The 22,555-nt window shown below is 59.6% G+C and carries 24 protein-coding genes and 2 tRNA genes; 20 read left to right on the forward strand and 6 right to left on the reverse strand.

The window, feature by feature from the left end:
- Nucleotides 1–3: 3 nt before the first annotated feature.
- Both prfA and hemA read right to left on the reverse strand, forming a co-directional pair.
- Nucleotides 4–1,086, reverse strand: a complete 1,083-nt coding sequence (prfA, locus tag J3P86_RS22005; RefSeq protein WP_434628333.1) for a peptide chain release factor 1 — start codon at nt 1,084–1,086, stop codon at nt 4–6.
- The gene (gene hemA, locus J3P86_RS22010) at nt 1,086–2,372 is read right to left on the reverse strand and encodes a glutamyl-tRNA reductase (RefSeq protein ID WP_434571844.1); all 1,287 of its coding nucleotides are present in this window, start codon (nt 2,370–2,372) and stop codon (nt 1,086–1,088) included. Before hemA ends, prfA begins: the two co-directional genes overlap by 1 nt.
- A gap of 181 nt (nt 2,373–2,553) precedes the next feature.
- Between hemA and J3P86_RS22015 the strand changes: the two genes are divergently transcribed.
- The 8 genes from J3P86_RS22015 to ychF all read left to right on the forward strand — a co-directional run bounded on the left by J3P86_RS22015 (nt 2,554) and on the right by ychF (nt 9,470).
- Entirely contained in the window at nt 2,554–4,278 is a 1,725-nt protein-coding gene (locus J3P86_RS22015) for a tetratricopeptide repeat protein (protein WP_434628330.1), read from the forward strand.
- A 3-nt stretch (nt 4,279–4,281) separates the two neighbouring features.
- Nucleotides 4,282–4,899 carry a lipoprotein insertase outer membrane protein LolB gene (lolB, locus tag J3P86_RS22020; protein WP_434558626.1) on the forward strand — a complete coding sequence of 206 codons (618 nt, stop codon included), beginning with the start codon at nt 4,282–4,284 and terminating at the stop codon, nt 4,897–4,899.
- Between the two features lies 1 nt (nt 4,900).
- Nucleotides 4,901–5,752 carry a 4-(cytidine 5'-diphospho)-2-C-methyl-D-erythritol kinase gene (gene ispE / locus J3P86_RS22025; RefSeq protein WP_434698845.1) on the forward strand — a complete coding sequence of 284 codons (852 nt, stop codon included), beginning with the start codon at nt 4,901–4,903 and terminating at the stop codon, nt 5,750–5,752.
- A gap of 37 nt (nt 5,753–5,789) precedes the next feature.
- Nucleotides 5,790–5,864 (forward strand) — tRNA-Gln (locus J3P86_RS22030).
- A gap of 47 nt (nt 5,865–5,911) precedes the next feature.
- The gene (locus J3P86_RS22035) at nt 5,912–6,853 is read left to right on the forward strand and encodes a ribose-phosphate pyrophosphokinase (protein ID WP_003171603.1); all 942 of its coding nucleotides are present in this window, start codon (nt 5,912–5,914) and stop codon (nt 6,851–6,853) included.
- A 142-nt stretch (nt 6,854–6,995) separates the two neighbouring features.
- Nucleotides 6,996–7,598: a 50S ribosomal protein L25/general stress protein Ctc gene (locus J3P86_RS22040; protein WP_186612429.1), complete on the forward strand. Its 603-nt coding sequence runs from the start codon at nt 6,996–6,998 to the stop codon at nt 7,596–7,598.
- 164 nt (nt 7,599–7,762) lie between these two features.
- Entirely contained in the window at nt 7,763–8,347 is a 585-nt protein-coding gene (gene pth, locus J3P86_RS22045) for an aminoacyl-tRNA hydrolase (protein ID WP_047735973.1), read from the forward strand.
- Nucleotides 8,348–8,369: 22 nt separating this feature from the next.
- On the forward strand, nt 8,370–9,470 hold the full coding sequence (gene ychF, locus J3P86_RS22050; RefSeq protein ID WP_060740647.1) for a redox-regulated ATPase YchF: 1,101 nt from the start codon (nt 8,370–8,372) through the stop codon (nt 9,468–9,470).
- 53 nt (nt 9,471–9,523) lie between these two features.
- Here ychF and J3P86_RS22055 read toward each other — a convergent pair whose 3' ends face one another.
- The 4 genes from J3P86_RS22055 to J3P86_RS22070 form a co-directional block, all read right to left on the reverse strand.
- Nucleotides 9,524–11,599: a calcium-binding protein gene (locus J3P86_RS22055; protein ID WP_434698846.1), complete on the reverse strand. Its 2,076-nt coding sequence runs from the start codon at nt 11,597–11,599 to the stop codon at nt 9,524–9,526.
- Between the two features lie 368 nt (nt 11,600–11,967).
- A complete protein-coding gene (locus J3P86_RS22060) occupies nt 11,968–12,555 on the reverse strand; it encodes a hypothetical protein (protein ID WP_434628322.1) in 588 nt (195 codons plus the stop codon).
- A gap of 4 nt (nt 12,556–12,559) precedes the next feature.
- Nucleotides 12,560–13,003: a DUF3592 domain-containing protein gene (locus tag J3P86_RS22065; protein ID WP_434628319.1), complete on the reverse strand. Its 444-nt coding sequence runs from the start codon at nt 13,001–13,003 to the stop codon at nt 12,560–12,562.
- 163 nt (nt 13,004–13,166) lie between these two features.
- A complete protein-coding gene (locus tag J3P86_RS22070) occupies nt 13,167–14,384 on the reverse strand; it encodes an MFS transporter (RefSeq protein WP_434698847.1) in 1,218 nt (405 codons plus the stop codon).
- 334 nt (nt 14,385–14,718) lie between these two features.
- Here J3P86_RS22070 and J3P86_RS22075 point away from each other — a divergent pair, with 334 nt between their 5' ends.
- From J3P86_RS22075 to J3P86_RS22130, 12 genes are all read left to right on the forward strand, one after another.
- Nucleotides 14,719–16,776: a methyl-accepting chemotaxis protein gene (locus tag J3P86_RS22075; RefSeq protein WP_434698848.1), complete on the forward strand. Its 2,058-nt coding sequence runs from the start codon at nt 14,719–14,721 to the stop codon at nt 16,774–16,776.
- Between the two features lie 103 nt (nt 16,777–16,879).
- Nucleotides 16,880–16,956 (forward strand) — tRNA-Met (locus J3P86_RS22080).
- A gap of 170 nt (nt 16,957–17,126) precedes the next feature.
- Nucleotides 17,127–18,368, forward strand: coding sequence for a tyrosine-type recombinase/integrase (locus J3P86_RS22085; protein ID WP_434698849.1), 1,242 nt, complete (start codon nt 17,127–17,129; stop codon nt 18,366–18,368).
- A 129-nt stretch (nt 18,369–18,497) separates the two neighbouring features.
- Entirely contained in the window at nt 18,498–19,367 is an 870-nt protein-coding gene (locus J3P86_RS22090) for a hypothetical protein (protein WP_434698850.1), read from the forward strand.
- Nucleotides 19,368–19,537: 170 nt separating this feature from the next.
- Entirely contained in the window at nt 19,538–19,807 is a 270-nt protein-coding gene (locus tag J3P86_RS22095; protein ID WP_377706667.1) for a helix-turn-helix transcriptional regulator, read from the forward strand.
- Nucleotides 19,807–20,106 carry a helix-turn-helix domain-containing protein gene (locus tag J3P86_RS22100; RefSeq protein ID WP_434698851.1) on the forward strand — a complete coding sequence of 100 codons (300 nt, stop codon included), beginning with the start codon at nt 19,807–19,809 and terminating at the stop codon, nt 20,104–20,106. The genes J3P86_RS22095 and J3P86_RS22100 overlap by 1 nt, the downstream gene beginning before the upstream one ends.
- Nucleotides 20,103–20,783: a KilA-N domain-containing protein gene (locus J3P86_RS22105; protein WP_434698853.1), complete on the forward strand. Its 681-nt coding sequence runs from the start codon at nt 20,103–20,105 to the stop codon at nt 20,781–20,783. Before J3P86_RS22100 ends, J3P86_RS22105 begins: the two co-directional genes overlap by 4 nt.
- Nucleotides 20,780–21,331, forward strand: a complete 552-nt coding sequence (locus J3P86_RS22110; RefSeq protein ID WP_434698854.1) for a hypothetical protein — start codon at nt 20,780–20,782, stop codon at nt 21,329–21,331. The genes J3P86_RS22105 and J3P86_RS22110 overlap by 4 nt, the downstream gene beginning before the upstream one ends.
- Before the next feature lie 151 nt (nt 21,332–21,482).
- Complete coding sequence (locus tag J3P86_RS22115) at nt 21,483–21,797, forward strand: hypothetical protein (RefSeq protein ID WP_434698856.1); 315 nt, start codon at nt 21,483–21,485, stop codon at nt 21,795–21,797.
- Complete coding sequence (locus tag J3P86_RS22120; RefSeq protein WP_434698857.1) at nt 21,794–22,054, forward strand: hypothetical protein; 261 nt, start codon at nt 21,794–21,796, stop codon at nt 22,052–22,054. Before J3P86_RS22115 ends, J3P86_RS22120 begins: the two co-directional genes overlap by 4 nt.
- A complete protein-coding gene (locus tag J3P86_RS22125) occupies nt 22,051–22,266 on the forward strand; it encodes a hypothetical protein (protein WP_434698859.1) in 216 nt (71 codons plus the stop codon). The genes J3P86_RS22120 and J3P86_RS22125 overlap by 4 nt, the downstream gene beginning before the upstream one ends.
- Nucleotides 22,263–22,553, forward strand: a complete 291-nt coding sequence (locus J3P86_RS22130; RefSeq protein WP_434698861.1) for a hypothetical protein — start codon at nt 22,263–22,265, stop codon at nt 22,551–22,553. Before J3P86_RS22125 ends, J3P86_RS22130 begins: the two co-directional genes overlap by 4 nt.
- The last annotated feature ends 2 nt before the right edge of the window (nt 22,554–22,555 follow it).

A 22,555-nucleotide genomic window follows, 5' to 3' on the forward strand; every position in this document is an offset into this window, starting at 1 on the left:
TGCTTACTCGCCAATCGCGGCCAGCTGGTCAGCCTGGTATTCAGCGAGCAAGGGCTCGATGACGGCGTCGACACCACCTGCAAGAATTTCGTCGAGGGAATACAGGGTCAGGTTGACACGGTGGTCGGTGACCCGGCCCTGGGCAAAGTTGTAGGTACGGATCCGCTCGGAACGGTCGCCCGAGCCCACCAGCAACTTGCGTTCGCTGGCGATGGCATTGGCGGCGGCGCTGGTCTGCTGGTCGTTGAGCTTGGCCGACAACCAGGCCATCGCCCGCGCGCGGTTCTTGTGCTGGGAGCGCTCTTCCTGGCACTCCACCACGATGCCCGAAGGCAAGTGAGTGATGCGGATCGCCGAGTCGGTCTTGTTCACGTGCTGGCCGCCCGCGCCGGAGGACCGGTAGGTGTCGACGCGCAGGTCCGCCGGGTTGATCTCGATGGCCTCCTGTTCGTCCGGCTCGGGCAAGACCGCCACGGTGCAGGCGGACGTATGGATGCGCCCCTGAGATTCGGTGGCCGGCACGCGTTGTACGCGGTGGGCGCCGGACTCGAACTTCAACTTGCCATAGACGTTATCGCCCTCGACCCGGGCGATGACTTCTTTATAGCCGCCGTGTTCGCCTTCGTTTTCCGAGAGGATCTCGACCCGCCAGCCGCGACGCTCGGCGTAGCGCGAATACATGCGGAACAGGTCACCGGAAAAGATCGCCGCCTCGTCGCCGCCAGTGCCGGCGCGGATTTCGAGGAACACGTTGCGCCCGTCGTTCGGGTCCTTGGGCAACAGCATGCGTTGCAGGTCGCTTTCCAGCTCGACCAGTTGCTCCTTGGCTTCGCGAACTTCTTCCACGGCCATCTCGCGCAGGTCCGGGTCGCTGTCCTTGAGCAGCGCCTGGGCGCCCTCAAGGTCGCTCTGCACCTTGAGCAACTGCTTGTAGGTCGCAACGATCGGCTCGACTTCCGCGTACTCCTTGGAGTAGGTGCGAAATTTGTTCTGGTCGGAAATGACTTCGCCATCGCCCAGCAAGGCGGTCAGTTCCTCGAAACGGTCCTGGAGAATATCCAGCTTATTGAGCAGTGACGCTTTCATTACGGTTTCTTATCCGATAAGCCATCCGGTGAAGCTTCACCGAGGGCGAAAAGTTCCTGGGCCATGGCCAGCGCATCGAGGCGGCCTTCGGCGGTCAGCTTCTTGAGCTGGACACTGGGCGCGTGAAGCAATTTGTTGGTCAGGCCACGCGCCAGTTGCACCAACACCTCTTCGGCGCTGCCGCCATTGGCCAGCAGGCGCTGGGCCTTTTGCAATTCTTCGTCGCGTAGCCGCTCGCTTTGCTGACGATACGCCTTGAGCACATCCACCGCCGCCAGCTCGCGCAGGCGCACCATGAAGTCCTCGGCGCCGACGGTGATCATTTCCTCCGCCGCCTGGGCCGCGCCTTGCCGGCTCTTGAGGTTCTCGGCGACGACTTCGTGCAGGTCATCGACACTGTAGAGGTAAACGTCGTCGAGTTCGCCCACTTCCGGTTCGATGTCACGGGGAACGGCGATATCGACCATGAAGATCGGCTTGTGCTTGCGCAGCTTCAGGGCGCTTTCCACCGCGCCCTTGCCGAGGATCGGCAGTTGGCTGGCGGTGGAACTGATGACGATGTCGCTGTGCACCAGCTCGGCGGGAATGTCCGAGAGCAGCACTGCATGAGCGCCGAACTGCTCGGCCAGGGTGCTGGCGCGTTCCAGCGTACGGTTGGCGACCACGATGCGCTTCACGCCGAGGTCGTGCAGGTGCCGGGCGACCAGGGTGATGGTCTCGCCCGCGCCGATCAACAGCGCCTGGCTGCGTTGCAAATCACTGAAAATCTGTTTCGCCAGGCTGACGGCGGCGAACGCCACGGACACCGGGTTTTCGCCAATGGCAGTGTCGGTGCGTACTTGCTTGGCGGCATTGAAGGTGGCCTGGAACAGACGCCCCAGCAGCGGGCCAACTGTCCCGGCCTCGCGGGCCACGGCGTAGGCCGATTTCATCTGGCCGAGAATCTGCGGTTCGCCCAGCACCAGCGAATCGAGCCCGGAGGCGACGCGCATCATGTGACGAACTGCCGCATCGTCCTCATGCACATAGGCACTGGCGCGCAGCTCTTCAAGGCTCAGATCATGGTATTGGGCCAGCCAGCGCAGCACCGAATCGGCCGAAACGTGATCCTGCTCTATATAAAGCTCACTGCGATTGCAGGTGGAGAGAATCGCGGCTTCTCGGCTGTCGGTGAGTCGGCAGAGTTGCTGCAGGGCCTCCACCAGCTGCTCAGGCGTAAAGGCCACGCGCTCGCGGACGTCTACTGAAGCAGTCTTGTGGTTGATACCAAGTGCAAGGAAGGCCATTCAAGGTCGCTGGTGGTGACGTGAAGCCGGCAATTGTCCTACTTCGTCAGATTCAGAACAACCACCACCGACTATTGTCACAATTACCTGTGCCTATGAGGCATCCACCGAGACTCGGTTATGTTTGGCCGATGGCTTGTGTCATGATGATCCGACCGCAGGTTAGTCGCCCTCTTCCTATATGAATAGATCTTTCGCGTTGCTCCTCGCTTTTGCCTTCCTCGGCGGCTGCCAGTCCATGGCCCCCGTCTCGACGGACGGTACGCCACCGGTCGAAGACAGCACCCCGGCCCCCGAAAAGCCCAAGGTCTACGGATCGTTCAGCGAAGAAACCATCTTCAGCCTGTTGAGCGCCGAACTCGCCGGCCAGCGCAATCGCTTCGATATTGCCCTGGACAACTACGTGACCCAGGCCGTCAACACCCAGGACCCGGGCATCTCCGAGCGGGCCTTTCGCATCGCCGAATACCTGGGGGCCGACCAGCCCGCGCTGGATACGGCGCTGATCTGGGCCAGGAACGCACCCGACGATCTCGAAGCGCAACGCGCCGCCGCCGTGCAACTGGCGCGCGCCGGCCGTTACGACGACTCCATGATGTATATGGAGAAAGTCCTGCTGGGCAAGGGCGATACCCATTTCGATTTCCTCGCGCTGTCTGCGGCCGATACCGACCAGGAAACCCGCGACGGCCTGATGAAGAGTTTCGACCGTCTGCTGCAGCGTCACCCAAACAACGGGCAGCTGATTTTTGGCAAGGCCTTGCTCTTGCAACAGAACGGCGACTCCCAAGGCGCCCTCACGCTGCTGGAAGACAACCCGCCGGAACCCGGCGAAGTGGCGCCTATCCTGCTGCGCGCCCGCCTCTTGCAAAGCATGAATCGCGGCGATGAAGCCCTGCCGCTGATGGAAAAAAGCATCAAGAAATACCCGGACGACAAACGCCTGCGCCTCACCTATGCACGCATGCTGGTGGAAAACAACCGCATGGACGACGCCAAGGTCGAGTTCTCCAGCCTGGTCCAGCAGTACCCTGAAGACGACGACCTGCGCTATTCCCTGGCGTTGGTCTGCCTGGAAGCCAAGGCCTGGGAAGAAGCCAAGGGCTATCTGGAAGACCTGATCGCCCGCGAAAGCCACGTCGATTCGGCCCACCTGAACCTGGGGCGCATCGCCGAAGAACGCAACGACCCCGAAAGCGCGCTGATCGAGTACGCCCAGGTCGGCCCGGGCAACGACTACCTGCCCGCGCAGTTGCGCCAGGCCGACATCCTGATCGGCAATGGTCGGGCGGCCGAGGCCCAGAGTCGCCTGGCCATCCAGCGCGACACCCAGCCGGACTACGGCATCCAGCTCTACCTGATCGAGGCCGAGACCCTGGCGGCGAACAACCAGAGCGACAAGGCCTGGGCCGTGCTGCAACAAGCCTTGAAGCAATACCCGGACGACCTGAACCTGTTGTATACCCGATCCATGCTGGCGGAAAAACGCAATGACCTGGCCCAGATGGAAAAGGACCTGCGTCTGATCATCCAGCGTGATCCCGACAACGCCATGGCGCTCAACGCCCTCGGCTACACCTTGTCGGATCGCACCACCCGCTACGATGAAGCCAAGGTGCTGATCGAGAAAGCCCATCAGATCAATCCGGAAGACCCTGCCGTGCTCGACAGCCTTGGCTGGGTGAATTTCCGCCTGGGCAATCTCGACGAAGCCGAACGCCTGTTGCGCCAGGCCCTGGAGCGCTTCCCCGACCAGGAAGTAGCCGCTCACCTGGGTGAAGTCCTGTGGGCCAACGGCAAACAGCGCGAGGCCCGGCAGATCTGGAGCAAATTCCTCAAGGAACAGCCCGACAGCCCGATTCTGCGCAGCACCATCAAACGCCTGACCGGATCAGAGACTCTTTAAGCCATGTTTTTGCGCCACTTCATCGTCTTCAGCTTTATCGCCCTGCTCGCCGGTTGCGCGGGCTTCGGCGCCCGTGAATCCGTCCAGGGCCAAGGCAACCAGGCCCAGTGGCGCGTGCACAAGGAACAACTGAGCGGCCTCGACGGCTGGCAGATCGACGGCAAGATCGGCATTCGCGCGCCTAAAGACTCGGGCAGCGGCACCTTGTTCTGGTTGCAGCGCCAGGATTACTACGACATTCGCCTTTCCGGCCCGCTGGGTCGTGGCGCGGCACGGCTGACCGGCAGGCCAGGCCAGGTTTCGCTGGAAGTCGCCAACCAGGGACGCTACGAGGCGCCCAGCCCCGAGGCGTTGCTGGAAGAACAGCTGGGCTGGAAACTGCCGGTATCGCACCTTACCTGGTGGGTCCGCGGCCTTCCGGCGCCGGACAGCAAAAGCCGCCTGACCCTGGATGCCGACAGTCGCCTGTCCAATCTGGAACAGGACGACTGGCAGATCGAATACCTCAGCTATGCCCAGCAGAACGGTTACTGGTTGCCCGAGCGCATCAAGCTGCACGGCAGCAACCTCGACGTCACGCTGGTCATCAAGCAATGGCAGCCGCGCAAGCTGGGGCAATGACATGAGCGCAACACGCCTGACGCTGCCCTCCCCGGCCAAGCTCAACCTGATGCTGCATATCGTTGGCCGGCGTCCGGACGGTTACCACGAATTGCAGACGATTTTTCAGTTCCTCGACTACGGCGACGAGATCACCTTTGCCGTACGCGATGACGGCGTGATCCATCTTCACACCGAGTTCGACGGCGTACCCCATGACAGCAACCTGATCGTCAAGGCCGCGAAAAAACTCCAGGAGCAATCCGGTTGTTCGCTGGGCATCGACATCTGGATCGAAAAAATCCTGCCCATGGGCGGCGGTATCGGTGGCGGCAGTTCGAATGCGGCGACGACTCTGCTGGGCCTAAACCATTTGTGGCAGCTTGGCTGGGACCTGGATCGCCTGGCAGCGCTGGGCCTGACACTGGGCGCCGACGTACCGGTTTTCGTGCGTGGCCACGCGGCTTTTGCCGAGGGCGTCGGGGAAAAACTCACCCCGGTGGAACCCGAAGAACCCTGGTATCTGGTACTGGTGCCGCAAGTATCTGTAAGTACAGCAGAAATTTTTTCAGATCCGCTGTTGACACGTAACTCGGAGCCCATTAAAGTGCGCCCCGTTCCCAAGGGAAACAGTCGAAATGACTGCTTACCGGTGGTAGCAAGGCGTTATCCAGATGTTCGTAACGCTTTGAATTTGTTAGGTAAATTTACCGAAGCAAAACTCACCGGAACTGGAAGTTGTGTGTTTGGGGGCTTCCCAAGCAAAGCTGAAGCTGATAAAGTCTCGGCCCTTCTGACAGAGACCCTTACAGGGTTTGTAGCAAAGGGAAGCAACGTTTCGATGTTGCATCGCAAGCTGCAAAGTCTGCTCTAAAAGGAATCGAGTGCTGGGCACTCGCAGCAACAGATACAGGGGCGTCGCCAAGCGGTAAGGCAGCAGGTTTTGATCCTGCCATGCGTTGGTTCGAATCCAGCCGCCCCTGCCATTTTCCTATACTCATCCAGGTATACCCTCAGCCTTCAGGTACTGCGCGTGTCCAAGATGATGGTCTTTACGGGGAACGCTAACCCCGATCTGGCTCGGCGTGTAGTACGTCAGCTGCATATCCCTCTCGGTGACATTTCTGTCGGTAAGTTCTCCGACGGCGAAATCACTGCCGAGATCAATGAAAACGTTCGCGGTAAAGACGTCTTCATTATTCAGCCGACTTGCGCTCCGACCAACGATAACCTGATGGAACTCGTCGTGATGGCTGATGCCTTCCGCCGCTCCTCGGCTACTCGTATTACTGCTGTTATTCCTTACTTTGGTTATGCCCGTCAGGATCGCCGTCCGCGTTCCGCACGTGTGGCTATCAGCGCGAAAGTCGTCGCCGATATGCTCACCGTGGTCGGCATCGATCGTGTACTCACGGTCGATCTGCATGCTGACCAGATCCAGGGCTTCTTCGATATTCCCGTGGACAACATCTACGGCTCCCCGGTCCTGGTGGATGACATTGAAGATCAGCGCTTCGAAAACCTTATGATCGTGTCCCCGGATATCGGCGGCGTCGTGCGTGCACGGGCTGTTGCCAAATCCCTGGGCGTGGATCTGGGTATCATCGACAAACGCCGTGAGAAGGCCAATCACTCCGAAGTGATGCACATCATCGGCGACGTCGAAGGGCGCACCTGTATTCTGGTCGATGACATGGTCGATACCGCCGGCACCCTGTGCCACGCGGCCAAGGCCCTGAAAGAGCATGGCGCTGCCAAGGTCTTTGCCTACTGCACACACCCTGTGCTGTCGGGTCGAGCGATCGAAAATATTGAAAATTCCGTGCTGGACGAGCTGGTGGTAACCAATACCATCCCGCTGTCCGCCGCAGCACAAGCCTGTGCGCGTATCCGTCAACTGGATATCGCGCCGGTAGTTGCCGAGGCGGTTCGCCGCATCAGCAATGAAGAATCGATCAGTGCGATGTTCCGTTAAGGGCCCTGCCCTTTCCAGGATGTCTCGTTGACGAAAAGCGCCCCGCCCCGGCATCACCTGTCGGGGCGGGGCTTTTTTGCCCATACCGTGCCTGGCGCTGGTCGCAAACGCCACTCGGTCATGGCTATTTTGGAGATACAACATGAACGATTTTACTCTGAATGCTGAAGTGCGTTCCGACCTGGGGAAAGGTGCGAGCCGCCGCCTGCGTCGTCTCGCAAGCCTGGTTCCAGCTGTAGTCTACGGTGGCGACAAAGCCCCTGAGTCCATCAGCATGCTGGCCAAAGAAGTTGCCAAACTGCTCGAAAACGAAGCGGCCTACAGCCACATCATCGAGCTGAACGTTGGTGGCACCAAGCAAAACGTCGTGATCAAAGCCCTGCAGCGTCACCCGGCCAAAGGCCACGTGATGCACGCTGACTTCGTCCGCGTTGTTGCCGGTCAGAAGCTGACTGCTGTTGTTCCAGTGCACTTCATCAACGAAGCTGCTCCGGTCAAGAAAGGCGGCGAGATCTCGCACGTGACTTCCGAGCTGGAAGTTTCCTGCCTGCCGAAAGACCTGCCTGAATTCATCGAAGTCGACCTGGCTGACGCCGAAATCGGCACGATCATTCACCTGTCCGACCTCAAGGCCCCTAAAGGCGTTGAGTTTGTTGCCCTGGCTCACGGTGATGACAAGGCTGTTGCCAACGTCCACGCTCCACGTGTTGCTCCAGAAGCTACTGAAGAAGGCGCTGCAGAGTAATTTCACTCTGTCGCCGGGGTGACCGGAAACATCGCGGACTGGAACGTAGCGAGACAACGGGCAAGAACGCGAAGTTTACTTAACGGTAGATCCGCAATTTTCGTTCGTTGTCGCCATACACCTGACCGCGACATGTTATCCACACTCCAGGAAGGGCCCCTATCGTGACTGCCATCAAACTGATCGTTGGCCTGGGAAATCCAGGCGCTGAATACGAACAGACCCGGCATAACGCAGGGGCCCTTTTTGTTGAGCGCATCGCGCACGCCCAAGGCGTCAGCCTGGCTGCCGATCGCAAATATTTCGGCCTGACCGGGCGCTTCTCGCATCAAGGTCAGGATGTTCGCCTGTTGATTCCCACCACCTACATGAACCGCAGCGGTCAGGCCGTGGCGGCATTGGCCGGTTTCTTTCGCATCAAGCCTGAAGAAATCCTGGTGGCCCACGACGAACTCGATCTGCCTCCGGGCGTTGCCAAGCTCAAGCAGGGCGGCGGCCATGGCGGTCACAACGGGTTGCGCGACATCATCGCGCAACTGGGCAATCAGAATACGTTCTACCGCCTGCGGCTCGGCATCGGCCACCCGGGCGTTGCCAGTATGGTTTCAAACTTTGTCCTGGGTCGCGCGCCTCGCGCCGAACAGGAAAAACTCGATGCCAGCATCGATTTTGCCCTCGGCGTGCTGCCGGATATCCTCGCCGGTGAATGGAACCGTGCGATGAAAAACCTGCACAGCCAGAAGGCTTGACACTTATCCGAGGGGAAACACCATGGGATTCAATTGCGGCATCGTCGGCCTGCCTAACGTCGGCAAGTCCACCCTGTTCAACGCCCTGACCAAATCCGGGATCGCGGCCGAGAACTTCCCCTTCTGCACCATCGAGCCGAACAGCGGCATCGTGCCGATGCCCGACCCGCGCCTGGAAGCTCTGGCAGCCATCGTCAACCCCAAGCGCATCCTGCCGACCACCATGGAATTCGTCGATATCGCCGGCCTGGTGGCGGGCGCCTCGAAAGGTGAAGGCCTGGGCAACAAGTTCCTGGCGAACATCCGTGAAACCGATGCAATCGCCCACGTGGTGCGCTGCTTTGAAGACGAAAACGTGATTCACGTTTCCAACAGCGTCGACCCGAAACGCGACATCGAAATCATCGACCTGGAACTGATCTTTGCCGACCTCGACAGTTGCGAAAAACAACTGCAGAAAGTCGCTCGCAACGCCAAGGGTGGCGACAAGGACGCAGTAGTCCAGAAGGGCCTGCTTGAGCAGTTGATCGCCCACTTCACTGAAGGCAAACCTGCCCGCAGCCTGATGAAGAACATGAGCACCGATGAAAAACTGGTAATCAAGGGCTTCCACCTGCTGACCACAAAGCCGGTCATGTACATCGCCAACGTCGCTGAAGACGGTTTCGAGAACAACCCGCATCTGGACGTGGTCAAGGCCATCGCGGAAGAAGAAGGTGCCATGGTCGTTCCGGTCTGCAACAAGATCGAAGCGGAAATCGCCGAGCTGGACGACGGTGAAGAGAAGGATATGTTCCTCGAGGCCCTGGGCCTGGAAGAGCCTGGCCTGAACCGCGTGATCCGCGCCGGCTACGAAATGCTTCACCTGCAGACCTACTTCACCGCCGGTGTCGAAGAAGTCCGCGCCTGGACCGTTCGTGTTGGCGCGACCGCCCCGCAAGCCGCCGGCGTGATCCACACCGACTTCGAAAAAGGCTTCATCCGCGCCGAAGTCATCGCCTACTCGGATTTCATCCAGTACAAGGGCGAAGCCGGTGCCAAGGAAGCCGGCAAATGGCGTCTGGAAGGCAAGGAATACATCGTCAAGGATGGCGACGTGATGCACTTCCGCTTCAACGTTTGAAATAAAAAAACACCGCGTGGCAGCAACTGTCACGCGGTGTTTTTTTATGGGCGTCAACTCAACAAATGCCATTGATCGACGTCTGGCACCACCCCGATCAGGCCTAATTCGGCGTCGGGAGCCGCAGCGGGAGCAAAGACCATGTTGTCTTCGCCAAGGCTTTCCCGCCAGTCCCCAGCCAGCGCAATCTGGAACGCATGGCCTTGCGCGTCCGCTTCCGCATCCTTCAGGTAAGTGCGGTCCAATGCCTCGTTGTAAACCAACTTCAGCGTCGTGTCCGTCCCCTCTCCGAAGCCGGTATAGCCCAGTGCCGATACATCGATCTTGTCGTCAACGGTAAAGCCTTCGATAAGGTCGGCAAAGCTCTGGCTGTCGGTACGGTAGCTGTCTTCGGTGGAGAGATAGCGGAATACGTCGGCGTTTTCCCGATTGTCCGTCCACAACGAAATGTCGGTCCTGTCTCCGCCGTTGAGACGGTCGGCGCCCGCGCCACCGATGATGACGTCTGCTCCGGCGCCGCCGTTGATACGGTCATTGCCGTCCAGGCCACGGATGATCTCTGACAAGGCCGAACCGGTGATCGTATCGTTGGCAGACGTACCTTCGACGGTGGGCGCGGTAAACACCAGATTGGTGCTGTTCAGTTGCCCTACCAGATTGCCGTCCAGGGACAGTTCAAAGCGTTGCCCGGCGGCATCGGCGTCGTAGCTCTTGAGGTACGTGCGGGTGCCGTCCGCGCTGGCCTGGATGGCCAAGGTGCCGTCATGGCCGTCGCCAATCCCGGTGAAGCCCAGGCCAATCAGGTCGATGCGGTCCTGTGAGACATCGAAGTCCCGGACCCGGTCGCTATTGTTCAGCGCAGCCGTGCGGAAACTGTCGCCCAGTTCGGTAAAGCGGAAGATGTCCGCGCCAGCGCCACCTTGCAGAACGTCACGCCCGCCATTGCCCTGGAGCACATCGTCGCCGGCCAGGCCGTGGATGATTTCGGCGGCAGCGGTCCCCCGCAGGATTTCCTCACCGGCGTACCCATCCACATGGAGCTTGCCATCCTGGCTGCCGAAACTGCTGTCCAGACTGCCATCGGCGTTCAAGCGGATGACATTGAAATCGCCGTTGCTCGTGCCGGCGGCCAGGATCCTGCCATCTGCCTGTACCGTCAATGCCACTGGCGTGTCGGCCTCGAAGGTCACCCTGCCGTTATCGCCAAAGTGGCTGTCGAAGGACCCGTCAGCGTTAAGCCGCGCGATGGTGGCCAAGGTACCGCCCTGAGCGTGGCCCATGACAACGATCTTGCCGTCAGCCTGAATAGTGACCGTCGAGTCTTCGCCAAAACCCATCGCAGCGCTCAAGTGCAGGACACCGTTGTCACCAAAACGGGTGTCCAATTGACCGTCGGGGTTGTAGCGCTGTAACGCGAACGTCGGATCACCCGCCCCGGCGGCATTGTAGGCAGCCCCGACCACGACACCTCCATCGGCCTGCACCGCAGTAGAGATTGCTCCGTTGAAATACAGGTCTTCGGCAATGTTGACGGTCAGCACGCCCTCGCTGCCAAAGCCGTCGACGAAGGTGCCGTCATCGCCGACCTTGGTGATAGTGGCCTGGTCGAACCCGCGCGCGCTGACCTGGAAGGTGCCGTCCGTGTTGGCTGTCAGGTCGATGTCCTTGAAGTCATGGCTAATGGCGACCGTCACGGCGCCGTTCTGACCAAAGGCTGCATCGCGTGTCCCGTCGCTGTTGAAGCGCTCCACCTGTATGCCGGTGTTCAGCGCGACAGCGACAAGTACCTTGCCATCGGCCTGCACCGCCGTCAGCTCGTAGCGGGACGACGGGGCTATCGTGGCAGGAACAATGTCGACGCCGCCGTCGTGGAAGCCGGTGTCCAGGCTGCCATCCGCGTTCAGGCGGACAACCGAATGGTTCTGTTCGTAGCCGTAGCTTTCCTCGCCTGGCGCGCCGGGGTAACCCCATGCCAGGTATTCGGTATAACCGCCAATCAGTATCTTGCCGTCCGACTGGATAATGATGCTCTGGTTGTCATCGGAATGGCCGGTGAGGTCGACCTGGACAGTGCCCGGGCCCGTTCTCACGATATGGGAACTGGTTCCCGTGCTATCGGTAGTTGCCATGGTTTAATCCTTTAAATGGGTGCTGGATTCGTCACTCTAGTAAAGCGATCAGGGTTTGCACGCCGCCCAAGCATGAGCAAGACCAGTGGTTTTGGTGGCCACTGGCCTCGTCGGAGCGATCGAGACGATCGCTTTTTTCGGAGATATCAAACGAGCGGCAAGTTCACTTGCGACTGGAGGAAGACGACCAAAGGACGCTGATCTGGCGTCGGGGAGTGTTGGTGACCAGCATCATCGACTCGCTCCCGTACATGGAGCGAGCCAACGTCTCAGTCAGGTGAAGGGTGATTCGTCTATTCGAACCTGGCAACGGCTACGGATCAATGACAGTGGATGGAAAGCGCCTTGTGCGATCAACCCCGCCGTGGCTAAAAAAGATAGCCCATATAGATCGCAGCGCCACCACCGGCCTGCAGGCCAGCGTTCAAGCCCCCCATGAGCAGCGCTCCCTTGGCTGACATGGCCAATCGGCGGCTGACGGTGGCGGACGCAATGAGCGAGGTCGCCGGGTTGGAGCTCAGGGCCACCGACAATGCCAACAGCTTCGGATCGAGCCCGAACAGCAGAGCAGTGCCCGAAACGCCTCCCACCAAGCCGAAGCCCGCCTCGGTATACATGCAAGGCCCCGTGATATCGTCGCTGGTGAGGTCGCGATCGGCCAGGGCGTCGCTGACAAACACCCGGCCAATGCTGAAAAAAGACTCCGCCGCACCCGCACCCGATACGCTCTTGCCCTTGATCTGGATATTGATCTTGCCAAAGCGCGGCAATCGCGCGCCAATTCCCGCACCTACACCGACGCCGCCATAGCGGTAACTGATGTCCTCGCCCTGGGGCGAACGCAGGATGATCGAACCGCCACTGCCCGCCACCATGACCACGGTCAGACCGCCACCGCTGGCGGTCTGATATGTCCAGCGACTTTTGTTGACCGGGATCGGGATGTTATAGCTCATACGTTCAAAGTCCTTTAAGTGAATGAACCGCACCGCGACCGCGCTGGCGGATGGCTTTCAGCGAGCCGACCAGCGTGAAGAACAGCCCCATTGCCCCCAGCATCACAGGCGTCCCCCACAGGGCGCCTCGATCAACGATGAGGGGGTTGTCGGCCGGCTGCTCGGGCAAGTAATACACTCGCACCGGCTGCCCCGGCTCATAGCCGAAGATGAAGCCACCCTGGGGGTAGGAAATTTTTTCACCTTTGCCGGTAGTGAACGCGACTTCGGGGTGAGAACCACCGGCATTCAACCGACTGACGATGCCATCGGCGATCTGCGCTCGGGCGAGAAATTCGTGGCGTTCAAGGATGAGAAGAACGGTGCCGCCCAACAAAACAATGCCAATCAGGGCGAAGAGCAGGCCCAGCAGTGTTTGTCCAAGGCGTGAAGGGGCGTGTCCAGCCATAGCGTGTCCAATATCCGTCCATGATAGAAGGCTCAGAGTAACAAAGAAGCCTCACCGTCCGCATCCGTGCCAGATTATCGCGAGTGTCTGAGGACCGTAGCGGGGACGCTTGCTCACTCGCCACGGTCAGAAACGAATATCAGGAAGGAGCATTGCGCCCGACTCAGGCCTTTTTGGTCCTCGGCAGGAAAATCGCCAGCACCCCAAGCAGCGGCAGGAACGAACACAACCAGTACACATATTCGATGCCCCGGATGTCTGCCAGGTGCCCCAGCAGCGCGGCACCAATCCCGCCGAAACCGAACATCAGGCCGAAGAACACGCCGGCAATCATCCCGACATTTCCCGGCACCAGTTCCTGGGCATACACCACGATGGCGGAGAATGCCGAGGCCAGGATGAAGCCGATCACCACGCTGAGGATACTGGTCCACAGCAGATCAACGTGAGGCAGGATCAGCGTGAATGGCGCCACGCCGAGGATCGAGAACCAGATCACCGCCTTGCGTCCGATCCGGTCACCGATCGGTCCGCCAAAAAACGTTCCGGCCGCTACCGCGCCAAGAAAGAGGAACAGGTGCAACTGGGAAGACGCCACCGACAGGTCGAATTTCTCGATCAGGTAGAAAGTGAAGTAGCTGGTAAAACTGGCCATGTAGAAATACTTGGAAAACACCAGCAACCCCAGCACCACCAAGGCGCTCAAGACCCGGCCCCTGGATAAGCCGTGGGTCGCCGCCTGGCCTTGCTTGAGCTTGAACAGGTTCAGGTGATTGGCGTACCAGCGGCTGATGCGGTACAGCACGAACAAGGCGAACAGCGCGAACAAGCCAAACCAGGCCACGTTGCCCTGCCCGTAGGGAATGATGATCGCCGCCGCCAGCAACGGCCCGAAGGCGGAGCCGGCGTTGCCGCCCACCTGGAACGTCGATTGCGCCAGGCCGTAGCGGCCGCCGGAGGCCAGGCGTGCCACGCGCGACGCCTCGGGGTGGAAGGTCGAGGAGCCGATCCCGATCAACCCGGCCGCCAGCAGGATCAAGGCAAAACTGCCGACCATCGACATCATCACGATACCGACCAAGGTGCAGATTGTTCCTGACGGCAAAAGCCAGGGCTTGGGGTGTCGATCAGTGTGGTAACCCACCCAGGGCTGCAGCAGCGAGGCCGTGAGCTGGAAGGTCAGCGTGATCAGGCCGACCTGGGTAAACGTCAGGCCGTAGCTTTCCTTGAGCATCGGATAGATTGACGGCAGCACGGCCTGGATCAGGTCATTGATCAGATGGGCAAGCGCCACCGCACCAATGATGCGCATGACTAACGGGCTGCTTTGAGGCGTAGCGGCTGGCGACGTCGTGTCGGCCTGGGTATTGCTGATAGCCATGGGAGTTTCCATACGGCGGATGGGTGCACACGGGCAGGTGCGTCAATGTGCCATTTTTCGGTGCGGCAAGGCTATCCCCTTAGCTTGCTATCTACCTATAAAAAATAGTCGCCGAACAAGGTGATAGCGCAACGCCATGGTCTGAATCTTGCCTTGTTTATGCTCTACGACGCGGCTCCTTACAAAGGGGACCGAGAATGGGAAGTTTCGCTACAGAGCAGGCCCACAGAGCCAGCCTGGACAAACTTTCGAGGCCTTTTAAAAGGGCACCTGTTTCGACAAGCGTGTCGAAACGCACAAAAACAGTGCAAAGGGTGTCCAGGGGAGTATGGGCATGCAGGCTTTTTTATCACCGGGCATCCGGTTGCTCGGGCATTTTGGTTTCGCCCGTAAATTCCAATTGTTGTTCCTGTTGTTCATCCTGCCGCTCATGGGCAGCCTGTGGCTGATCGGCCAGGATTACCGGGACAAGCTCAACCTGATTTCCGGGGAACGTGCCGGGGTGCGTCAGTTGCTGGCGCTGGACAACCTGGACAACCTGCTCGCCGCCCAGCGCAATCGCGCGGCGCGCTGGAGAGCAACGGAAACCAACCGCCAACCGACCCCGGCGACACTGGCCGCCATGGCCGCGTTCGATGCCGTGCAACCGGCGCTCAACCAGGCCGCCGGCGACCTCGGCGCGACCCTGCAAGCCGAAGGCGCGGAGGCCGACACCCTCGCCCGCTATCAGACATTGCAAACCAGCCTCAACGGCCTGGATTCCAAAAGCCTCGGCACGGTCGGTTGGTGGCCGGACGGCTATGATCGTTTCACCGCGGCCCTCGGCGCGCTGCAAGCGTTGCGTGAACAGATCGTCATGGACAATCGCCTGACGCTCGCCTCCTGGCTGGAAACCTATTTGCTGACCCAGATCTCGACCCAGCAGACACCCGACCTGATCGAACGTGTCGGCCGCCTGGCCAGCGTTGGCCAGGCCTCGGTGGTATCAGGCCAGTTCACTTTGCAGAGCCGCCTGCAACTGCGCGACTTGCGCAGCCGCATCGGCGATGCCCGGGACCAGTTGGTCAAGACCGGTGCGCTGCTGGAAACGCGCCTGCCCAGCGAGCTGCAAACCTGGGCCGGCCAGTTCCAGGGCAGCCTGAAAAACCTCGACGGCGGTTTGAAAATCCTCGATGACGGCGTGTTCGGCGGCGCCATCAATCTCAAGCCGGAAGGCTTCGAGAAACAGATGGATGCCCTCCTCCTCGATCTGGCGACCCTGCGCCAACAATCATTGACCGCTCTGGATAACCGGCTGGAGCACTATCACAGCTCGGCGATCCGCCAATTCACCTTCGTGGCCACCGTGCTGGGCTGCCTGCTGCTGGCCGCGCTGTATCTGTTCATCTGCCTGCAGACCTCGATCCGGCGCAGCGCCAGCGGCATCACCGTGCTGGCCGAAGCCCTGCGTGACGGGAACCTGAGCGTGCAAGTGCCGGTGCAGGGCCGCGACGAACTGGCGGCGATCAGCACCGCTCTCAACGTCGCCGTGGTCCAATTGCGCAACAGCCTGCTGGGCGTCGACCACGAGACCCTGCAACTGAGCGATGCCGTGCGCACCCTCAACACCCATTCCAGCGGAGCCTTGGGCGAGGTCGAGGCACAACAGATACAGATCAGCCAGATCGCCGCTGCCGCTACGCAACTGGCGGCAACGTCCCAAGGCGTCGCGAGAAGTTGTGAACAGGCCTCCGACAGCGCCCAACAGACCCGCCAGATCGCCGCCGACAGCAGTCGCGACAGTCAACGCACCACGGCGAGCATCCAGCAACTCAACCAGCGTCTCAACGAAACCGCCGCGGCGCTGGGCCGGGTCAGCGAGCAGGGCCAGCAGATCCAATTGGTGGTCGACACCATTCGTGGCGTGGCCGAGCAGACCAACCTGCTGGCGCTCAACGCCGCCATCGAGGCCGCCCGCGCCGGCGAACAAGGCCGCGGGTTTGCCGTGGTTGCCGATGAAGTGCGCAGCCTGTCGCAGCGCACCCAGTCCTCGACACAGCAGATTGCCGGCACCGTCGACAGCCTGCGCGCCACGGTCAACGAGGCCGTCAGCCTGATGGAAGCCGCCTGCGGCCAGGCCCAGACCGACGCCCAGGCCGTCACCGGGCTTGGCGAACGACTGGGCGAAATCGCCAGCGCCGTGCAAAGCGTCACCGATACCCTGGCGCAAATCGCCACCGCGGTTGACGAACAGGCCAGCACCGCCGACGAAGTCAGCGGCAATATCCAACAGGTGGATCAGGCCGCCATGCGCTTGCTGGAAGGTGCCCGCGCCGTGAACCTGGCGGCGGACACATTGAGCCAAGGCAGCCAGGCCTTGAGCGCGAACACGGGGAGATTTCAACTCGGCTGACGAGCGCTGGCGGCGGGGATGGATAAGCGGTTGAAAGCGCAGAGAAATATTTTTGATTCACGCTTGACACATCTTCGTTACCAGCGAATAATGCGCGCCACTTGGCTACATAGCTCAGTTGGTTAGAGCATAGCATTCATAATGCTGGGGTCCGGGGTTCAAGTCCCTGTGTAGCCACCAAGTACCTGTTTACAGATGTCTCCATGAGTCTCTAAACAACCTCAAGAAGCCCGCCTAGTGCGGGCTTTCTTGTTTCTGGCTATCTCCCTCTGTATCCCCCTATACCTTCCCTTCGTGTATCCCGCTGTGTATCCTCGACAAATAATTGAACCGAGGGGATACAAGCCCAAATGAAGCGATCCGAGATAAAGCGCCGCCCCCTTTCCGATACCGCACTGGCTGGCCTCGAGCCTGATGCCAAGGAGTATCGCGAACTGGATGGCAGCGGCCTTTATTTCCGTGTGAAGCCCGATGGCCAAAAGTCGTGGCAGTACCGCTACAAGAAGCCGGACGGTAAATGGTCCTGGCTTGGGCTTGGTGGCTACCCAGAAGTGAGCGGGTCAATGGCCAGGCAGAAAGCATCCGAATTGCGAAACGATGCCGCCGATGGCAAAAACCCTATCGTCACGAAGCAGGCGCGCAAGAAGGCTGAGCGGGACACCGCTGGCGAGACATTCGAGCCATTGGCGCGGGAGTGGTACGCGTCACGCCTGGCCAACTGGGACGCAGGCACGGCGAAGCGGATCATCGGCGCCCTGGAGCGTCATGTTTTCCCGGTTTTCGGCAAGCGCCAGTTCGTCGACATCACTCCACTTGAATGGATGGAGTTCCTCCGCAGCATGGAGCAGCAGGGAATCCTCGAGCAGATGAGCCGGGTGCGCTCCTACTGCCGCGACGTGTACGACTTGGCCCGGGTTACCGGCCGGGCGACGCACAATCCGCTGGAAGGCCTGCAAAAGTATCTCAAGTCAGGAAAGGTAGAGAACTATGCCCATGTCCCCCAGGAAGAACTCCCCGGCCTGATCCGCGCCATCGCGGCATATCCTCACGCCCACGACGTTCGCCTCGGCCTGCGCCTGCTGAGCCTGTTCGCCGTGCGCCCCAGTGAGCTGCGCGAGGCCCAGTGGTCAGAGTTCGACTTCGATAAGAATATCTGGACGGTGCCGGTTGATCGCAAGGGCCGGAAAAAAGGGCTGGAACATCTGGTGCCCCTCTCCACTCAGGCGATTGAGGCGCTGGAAGAGTTGCGCCATTACACCGGTGGCAATCCCCTGCTCTTCCCAGGGCGCAGTGACCGCACGAAGCCCCGCAGCGACACCGTATTCCTTATGGCGCTGCGTCGGATGGGGTATGAGGGACGCCAAACCGGGCACGGGTTCCGACACATCGCGTCGACGGTCCTCAATGAAAACGGGTTCGACGAGAACCACATCGAGGCCCAGCTTTCGCACAAGAAGCCTGGAGTCGCTGGCGTGTACAACAAGGCGAAGTATCTGCCGCAGCGCACGGTGATGATGCAATGGTATGCGAATTATCTCGACGGCTTGGCGGGCGGCGTCATTATCCAGGGTAATTTCGGCAAGCGTGCCTAATTGCTGGCTTCCATCCCGCCCATATACAGATATAGACTGATATGCACTACTGTTCGGATGAACAGTCATCATCGATAGTCGTGATTGCCCTCACAGCAATCGCTCAGCGAAAGGACCGGAGGTCACGCTGTGAGAATCATCCCAACGTCAACACAGTTCGATGCCCTGGAAAGAGCAGTCGATGAGTTTGTTGGCCTGCTAGATAAAAGGTTCGGCGAGATAACGAAGGACATTAGCAACGAGCCAGGCTTTCGCCTGACGGAGCCAATGATTTCCGAACTTGCCGAAAACCTCAAAACAGCGAGATTTGAAGCTTTTCAGTCATGCTTCGATGATGAAAATGAGGTCGCATATGCTTGGCTCAATAGCGAACCATCCTTTCAAATCGCTCTGCATAAGCTCGGTTTCACTGCCTCGGGCGATAAAAACCCTTACGAAAAAATCATTGAAGAACGCCAACGCACACGGACAAAGTGGCGGTCCCAATTTATAAAGGACAGCGCTCTTCGGCACGCTACATTGCATGTAATTTATATGGGTGGGGTTGCAAAAGCGTCGAGCGGTTTCATCACAGGTGAACGTAGAAAAGCTGCGCTTGAGGGGCCGAAAGCGATTCAACGAATGCTCGATCTGATGGAAGAGATTGAAGAGATTCGGAAAAATACCGATTTTTTAGGCCGCCCGGTCAGCATCGGCGGCCGTTTTTGGGAGATGGCCAAATCCAATATGGAAGGGTCGCTAGAGCACCTTTTCTCTACGACCAAGAGAGATGATAAGGATCTTGCCACGCGTCTGATGGCCTCTGAATTGATTCGCCTTCACCTCAAACTGTTCTCTGCACCCCATAAAAACTCGATATATCACCTAATGGGACTTCCCTTTATTGACAGACCAATCGAGATGAAGACCATCGAGCGGCTTGTTACATTGGAAAAGGCTCGAACAGAAAAATTGGGCTCGTCAAAACTGAGCATTTTTGGCAGAGAGATTATCTGCTAGTCAAAAAAACGTGCTCGAAACTCAATCTTTTGTCCCTTGATGTAGTCCGACTTTCTCTCGCTTTCTGTCACCTAAACATCGCCCAATACAGCCTGTCTTCGTCGTCCTGCTTTGGCCTTACTTTTGACAATGTGTCTCCCGTCATCTCCAGCTATTACGGGAAGCGCAAAATGCACACCATCCACACACCGCACCACCCCTCTGCTGCCGCCGCGCAGAACTTCGACCCGGCGATCACCCTGATTCGCATGCCGGATCTGGAGGCCATCACCGGCCTCGCCCGCCCCACGGTGTACAAACGCCTCAAAGATGATCCGACGTTTCCCCGCCCGGTGCCGCTGAGCAACAGCAAGTCGCGTGGTTCGCCGGTGGGCTTCGTGCTGGCCGAGGTCCAGGCTTGGGTGCGCCAGCGCATCGCCCTGCGCGAGGTGGCCGCCTAATGAACAAAAAAAAGGCCGACCAACAGGCCAGCCACGAAAATACTCGCGTCGAGAATACCAGCGGAACGGCACAACGCGCTCGCCTTTTGGAGCGCCTGCACGCTGGCCCGATTGACACCTTCACCGCTATCCGCGAACTGAACATCGTCCGCCCTGGTGCCCGCATCAATGAACTGCGCAGCCTGGGCCATAAGATCCTGACCCAACGCCTTACCTTGACCGACGATCAAGGCCGCACTCACCAAGGCATGGCGCTCTACTACCTCAGCACCAACCCACCAGCGGAGGTGAAGGCATGAGCGCCCGCATCATCCCCTTCGACTACCAGGGCCAGGCCGTCAGCTTTAATGCCGAGGGTTGGCTCCACGCCACAGTGATCGCTGAACGCTTCGGCAAGCGACTGGACCATTGGCTCGATAACGCCGAGACACTCGAGTACCTCCGCGCACTGGATGAGATTCAGCATCCCACAGCGGGGCCATCCAAAATCGTGAATACCCGGAAATCCGGGTATTTGAAATCCCGCCGCGGTAACGCCGGGGGCACCTGGTTACATCCCAAATTGGCGGTAGCGTTCGCCCGTTGGTGCGATGCCAAATTCTCTGTCTGGTGTGACATGCAGATCGAGGCGCTCATTCACGGGAGTCAGGACTGGCAGCAGGCTCGTCACCAGTCGGCTATCGGCTACCGCGGCTTGTGTGAAGCGCTGGCAATCGCCCACGAGGAGCGCGGCACGGCTCCTCAGCGCCACCACTTCATCAACGAAGCCAAGCTAATCAACCAGGTAATCACTGGTCAGTTTGCCGGCCGCAATCGCGATGAACTCAACGCGCATGAGTTGTTGTTGGTCACGCTGATCGAGATCCGCGACGTGTTGCTGATCGGCCAGGGCAAAGACTTCGCAGCCCGGAAAGCGTCCCTACTCCGCTACGTCCAAAGCCTGACGGCCAAGCACCTTCGGAGTGACGCCGCATGACAGCCACCCTCATGTTCAACGATGAACGGTCGATAAGTGTCCTTGCCAGCAATCACGCCCGCCGGTATGGTCTACACGTCACTGCAAATTCAGTGACCGACCTTGGCGGGTCGAACGATTTCAGGCGCAACAGCGCCCCCATTACGATTGCAGGCGCTTTTTTTGTGTCCGCGATCTCGTTTTATGGCGGGTTGCGCAGGAGCACCCTCGGGTGCGCCGGGTTCCTGAATCTCCGGTCCGCCAATCCTGTGCAACTCGCCACCCTTCTCTGCTTGGCGGCAGGCCGTGGTGGCTCTCATGATTCGGGAGCTCCAACCATGCAACACGCCCTCAATCCGTCTGTGCTCTCTGTAGAGCTTCAAAAAGCCTACTGCGTCGAGCTGCTCAAAACCCTGCTCCGTTATTCAAGCCAACCAGAGCTCAGTCGCATCACCACCGCCATTGAGATAGAGGTGGCCAGGATTTTGGCCAACCGCTTTGTCCCTGGCCTGAATGACGCGACCTATGACGTCTACCGTCGCTTCTGGCTCAAAGGGGGTGACGTATGACCGCCATGTTCCCTAACGCAATCCGCGCTTTGGCCCACCGCCGTATGGCCCTGAGCGCCCTCCGGGCAAACTCCTCCCTTTCCGTGCGCTTGAAGCGTTACAACCATCACTCCGAAATCGCCCGCAAACTGGAAAACGCCGGGGGTGCGCAATGAACCGCGAGCTGCGAATCGTCGGCGCCGATCCAATCGAGGGGCAAGTCCTGGGCGAGGCTGTCATTGATGCTCGGGACATGTGCTCCATGAATTTCGCCCGTGAAGAATTCAACAAGCTTGAGCGGATTCTGTGGCCGCTGATCGAGCCGCTGCTGTGCCAGCAGGAGAGCGGGCCGGCTAGCGATGTCGCTCGCCACCTTGAGCAGATCCGGATTTTCAGCGGCAATTTCTGCTGGCGCCATCGCCACTTGGGGGCCTCGCACGGCGTGGTGGGTAACCGCGCCGAAATGGGCGAAGGGGGTGCGCGATGAATACCAAGCCGCAAGCCGCAGATTACAAAGAAATCGCCGACGAGGCCGTATTCCAACTGGAGTGCGGAAACGAGTTCGGCAACTGGATGTTTTCGCTGATGACGGCCATCCGTGACGACCACAAACACTCGGGCGGCCTGAACGCCACCGGTCTGGCTGCCCTTGGCGTTTATCTGTCCGAGAGCCACCTCGAAGTGTCCGAGCAGACCCTTGAGGTCCTCAATGCCAACCTGTCGAGCCTCGGAGGTGAGGCATGACCAGCGCACTCCCAAGCAATACAGGCGTCGTCGACGATCTGCGCGATGCGCAAGAGATCCTGGTGCTGTTGGCGATGTCGCTGGCGCTGATCGCCTCGCCCTCTACCCACGTTCTTGTGGCCCGCGTGTTGGCTGTGTTCGCGCAGCACACCGCCATGGCCTGGGCCGAACTTCTGGATGATGCAATTGCTGAACAAGGGGGTGATGTATGACCGTGCCCTATTACAGCGTTTGTCTGCCGTTGCCTGGCTACCCGCAAGGCAACCGGTTCCCATACGGCATTTGCGGACCGTTCATGGATGCTCACGAAGCTGAGGACGCCATGGTCGCGCTTCAAACAATCCTCCCCGGGCGGGAGCTGGCGATCATCTGCGGACGACAAGCGGATGACGCTCCGTGGCTACTCGTTGACCAGGAGAAGGCGCGGGCGAAGCTCAGAGAAAAAACGAAGTCTCGTTATGAAACTGGCTCTGCCAAACAAATAACCGAACAGGCTTAACG

This window comes from Pseudomonas sp. D1-1 (assembly GCF_051132225.1).
In the GTDB taxonomy this organism is placed as follows: Bacteria; Pseudomonadota; Gammaproteobacteria; order Pseudomonadales; family Pseudomonadaceae; genus Aquipseudomonas.

Coding starts and splice junctions, on each gene's coding strand:
- J3P86_RS22115 (WP_434698856.1), top strand. CDS start 21,483: ATGAACCGCGAGCTGCGAATCGTCGGCGCCGATCCAATCGAGGGGCAA.
- J3P86_RS22075 (WP_434698848.1), top strand. CDS start 14,719: ATGCAGGCTTTTTTATCACCGGGCATCCGGTTGCTCGGGCATTTTGGT.
- J3P86_RS22100 (WP_434698851.1), top strand. CDS start 19,807: ATGAACAAAAAAAAGGCCGACCAACAGGCCAGCCACGAAAATACTCGC.
- J3P86_RS22110 (WP_434698854.1), top strand. CDS start 20,780: ATGACAGCCACCCTCATGTTCAACGATGAACGGTCGATAAGTGTCCTT.
- lolB (WP_434558626.1), top strand. CDS start 4,282: ATGTTTTTGCGCCACTTCATCGTCTTCAGCTTTATCGCCCTGCTCGCC.
- J3P86_RS22085 (WP_434698849.1), top strand. CDS start 17,127: ATGAAGCGATCCGAGATAAAGCGCCGCCCCCTTTCCGATACCGCACTG.
- J3P86_RS22040 (WP_186612429.1), top strand. CDS start 6,996: ATGAACGATTTTACTCTGAATGCTGAAGTGCGTTCCGACCTGGGGAAA.
- prfA (WP_434628333.1), bottom strand. CDS start 1,086: ATGAAAGCGTCACTGCTCAATAAGCTGGATATTCTCCAGGACCGTTTC.
- J3P86_RS22065 (WP_434628319.1), bottom strand. CDS start 13,003: ATGGCTGGACACGCCCCTTCACGCCTTGGACAAACACTGCTGGGCCTG.
- J3P86_RS22015 (WP_434628330.1), top strand. CDS start 2,554: ATGAATAGATCTTTCGCGTTGCTCCTCGCTTTTGCCTTCCTCGGCGGC.
- J3P86_RS22070 (WP_434698847.1), bottom strand. CDS start 14,384: ATGGCTATCAGCAATACCCAGGCCGACACGACGTCGCCAGCCGCTACG.
- J3P86_RS22130 (WP_434698861.1), top strand. CDS start 22,263: ATGACCGTGCCCTATTACAGCGTTTGTCTGCCGTTGCCTGGCTACCCG.
- J3P86_RS22060 (WP_434628322.1), bottom strand. CDS start 12,555: ATGAGCTATAACATCCCGATCCCGGTCAACAAAAGTCGCTGGACATAT.
- hemA (WP_434571844.1), bottom strand. CDS start 2,372: ATGGCCTTCCTTGCACTTGGTATCAACCACAAGACTGCTTCAGTAGAC.
- ychF (WP_060740647.1), top strand. CDS start 8,370: ATGGGATTCAATTGCGGCATCGTCGGCCTGCCTAACGTCGGCAAGTCC.
- J3P86_RS22125 (WP_434698859.1), top strand. CDS start 22,051: ATGACCAGCGCACTCCCAAGCAATACAGGCGTCGTCGACGATCTGCGC.
- J3P86_RS22105 (WP_434698853.1), top strand. CDS start 20,103: ATGAGCGCCCGCATCATCCCCTTCGACTACCAGGGCCAGGCCGTCAGC.
- ispE (WP_434698845.1), top strand. CDS start 4,901: ATGAGCGCAACACGCCTGACGCTGCCCTCCCCGGCCAAGCTCAACCTG.
- J3P86_RS22095 (WP_377706667.1), top strand. CDS start 19,538: ATGCACACCATCCACACACCGCACCACCCCTCTGCTGCCGCCGCGCAG.
- J3P86_RS22120 (WP_434698857.1), top strand. CDS start 21,794: ATGAATACCAAGCCGCAAGCCGCAGATTACAAAGAAATCGCCGACGAG.
- J3P86_RS22055 (WP_434698846.1), bottom strand. CDS start 11,599: ATGGCAACTACCGATAGCACGGGAACCAGTTCCCATATCGTGAGAACG.